Genomic DNA, 2550 nt, shown 5'->3' with positions numbered 1-2550 from the left:
ATTGGCGACGATGTAATGATGGGGCCACGAGTGACAATCTATGGTCGCGACCATTGTTTTGATTCAATAGATGTTTCGATGATGGACCAGGGGATGGGAAAGTACGAACGGATTGTGATCGAAGATGATGTGTGGATCGGGGCGAATGCAATTATTCTGAAAGGTGTCAGAATTGGGAAAGGTACAATTGTGGGAGCTGGTGCTGTTGTGACAAAGGAAGTGCCTCCTTATTCCGTGGTTGTTGGTAATCCGGCGAGAGTCGTTCGGACAAGGCGTTAGTTAAAAAAATGAAAGAAGTCAGTTCAGTAAAAGAGGTAAAGATAGGTGGAAAGGCTAATGGATATATAATTGCTGTGATTTGCGTTGAAGACGAATTGATTGTTTGGATTGCGATCAATGCTATCGCATTGCCTAAACGGTTGCGATTGTTGCGAGGGACCAACCCTTGCGAACGTATCAAGCTCAATTGTCATAATCCTGCGCATTATCGGGAGTATAATAATACTGCATTACAACAGATGGAACTCACTCCCAGTCTTGATATGGTTCATCATGAGTTTGGTAACTATCGCCCTGCCCAGAGCTTTGTGCTTCCGAGAAGCAAGTCCCAGATGTTTGCTCTTCTCTGTCGAATGAACCCGGCCTTCTGCCTTGGGCAGACGGCCGTTTACCGAAAGCTGGCGGCAAGGTCATGAATGACATGACGGCTATGGGACCTTCCCTTCGCGGACAACTAGTGATGTCAGACACGGGCGCAACCAAGCCTGACGGCGTTATCCATTCAAGTTTTGGCTTGTTGGACGTGATCTTACTGTTGGCATTGTGGGGGCTGGTTTTAGGATCCTCAGTCTTGAGTCTGGGAATTGCTGCACCTGCAGCATTTCTCGTCGTGACAATGGTCCTTGTCCTTCGAAATCCAACCAATGGCCTGCTTGTTTTACTCTTAGTTTTTTATACCCCTGCCGTCACTGTGGGCGTTCCCAATATTTTTTCCGTTGTGGTGGCGTTAACCCTAGGTTTAACCGTGGTCTTGAATCCTGCTTCGCTTGGGAGGCTCTTACTCAGTTCTAGCCAGGTTCTCTTTACTGCCATGGCATTTGTGCTTTTTGGAGCCGTACAAATGGTCTTGTCGGACAATATGACTTTGGCGCTCCCCTACTTCATGAAGTATCTCGAGGGAGTGGTGTTGCTCGGGATTCTGGTTCTGACGGTAAAAACACGGGTTGATCTTGGCAGAGTCCTGATGTGGTGGGCGATTGTGGCCGGTTTAGCCACGATTGTGAAGACCATTCACATCCTGCTGGGAGACAATACGGTGCTCTATCGCATGATGGAGGCCAAGCTTTTTCATGATCAGTTTGGTCTTGAAGATCGCATCAATATTCGACATGGTGGCGAAATCGGGAGGCGATTTTTATTGCCTGGTGAAGAGCCGAACTATATCAGCACGGGTCTCGTTTTTCCTCTGGCGCTTGCCCTTGCCTTTCACCATGGCAGTAAGGGAATGGGCAAACTATTTTGGACCGGCATTGCATGCATGACGGCGATTGGATGTGTGGGAACTTACAGCCGAAGTGGCTTTCTCGCGACGGCTCTCGTGGTGGGCTTTTATCTCCTGCGTGGAAATCTTGTGAAAGGAATTGTCCCGGTTGGCGTGTTCGCCGGAGCCTTCTCCATGGCTGTCATGCTCATTCCTGCCCTGAATAAGCGTATTTTTGGTATTGGGGATGCCGTCAATGAAGGCGCAACTGGACGATTTACTTTATGGAAACAGGCGCTGGCAATGTGGTTTGACTCCCCGGTGTTCGGGAATGGCATGTCGGCCTTTTATGATCGATATCATGGCGCGGTACACAACAGCTATTTGCAGGTCCTTGCAGAGACCGGAGTCGTGGGATTTGCCCTCTACCTGTCGGTTATCATCGTGGCCATTCAAGCTGGAAGAAAATTACGGATGGGGACGGCAGTAGCCGGCGAATCAAATGATATTCATCTGAGTCGGATAGCTCTCTCGGGGCTATTCGGGTTTTGTTTCATGATTGCAACTGTCACGTACCAGGATGTGAAGCTCTTTTGGCTGGCGTTGGGTGCGTATTCCGCCATTTACTTCGTAGGGCACGCTACGAATAGAGTTGAGCCTTCGCCAGGCTCTTGTTGAAAATCGTACTGTCAATTTTCCCATTCAGAGAGATCACGATTGATTACGTCAGAAAAGAATATCTTGTTTTTTGTCCCCGAGTGGCCCGCACTGGATAGTCCGATCTTGCATGCGCAGGTTCTCTCGGTTGCCTCATTTCTGAATCAGGAAGGATTTTCCTGTCGTTTCGCCGGCGCTGAAATTTCTCCATCGCGTGCTCAGGAAGCTGTGGCAGTCATTGCCGCTCAATATCATCTAAAGGCTTATGTAGCCCCTGTTCTTTCTCCGGTCGCAGGTGCTTGGGGTTATTGGCGCACTTGCCGGGAAGTCTATGCCACTATGCGTGTCGATCTGGCCGATGCCGGCATCAGTCATGTGTATTCACGGTCGTTTATCGGATCGATGTGGGCCAG

General features: G+C 49.3%; 4 protein-coding genes. All 4 read left to right on the top strand.

The window, feature by feature from the left end:
- Window positions 1–279: DapH/DapD/GlmU-related protein (locus tag AAH187_RS18690; protein ID WP_342350003.1), on the top strand; the 279-nt coding region annotated here is incomplete at its 5' end.
- An 8-nt stretch (window positions 280–287) separates the two neighbouring features.
- Entirely contained in the window at window positions 288–695 is a 408-nt protein-coding gene (locus AAH187_RS18685; RefSeq protein ID WP_342350002.1) for a hypothetical protein, read from the top strand.
- The gene (locus AAH187_RS18680) at window positions 692–2158 is read left to right on the top strand and encodes an O-antigen ligase family protein (protein WP_342350001.1); all 1467 of its coding nucleotides are present in this window, start codon (window positions 692–694) and stop codon (window positions 2156–2158) included. The genes AAH187_RS18685 and AAH187_RS18680 overlap by 4 nt, the downstream gene beginning before the upstream one ends.
- Before the next feature lie 63 nt (window positions 2159–2221).
- Window positions 2222–2550: hypothetical protein (locus AAH187_RS18675; RefSeq protein ID WP_342350000.1), on the top strand; the 329-nt coding region annotated here is incomplete at its 3' end.

It is taken from the genome of uncultured Nitrospira sp., from assembly GCA_902500695.1.
GTDB lineage: Bacteria > Nitrospirota > Nitrospiria > Nitrospirales > UBA8639 > Nitrospira_E.
This window is presented reverse-complemented; position numbering and strand designations above follow the sequence as displayed.

Excerpts from the sequence above, each read along its gene's own strand:
- AAH187_RS18685 (WP_342350002.1), top strand. The coding sequence starts at position 288 with ATGAAAGAAGTCAGTTCAGTAAAAGAGGTAAAGATAGGTGGAAAGGCT.
- AAH187_RS18680 (WP_342350001.1), top strand. The coding sequence starts at position 692 with ATGAATGACATGACGGCTATGGGACCTTCCCTTCGCGGACAACTAGTG.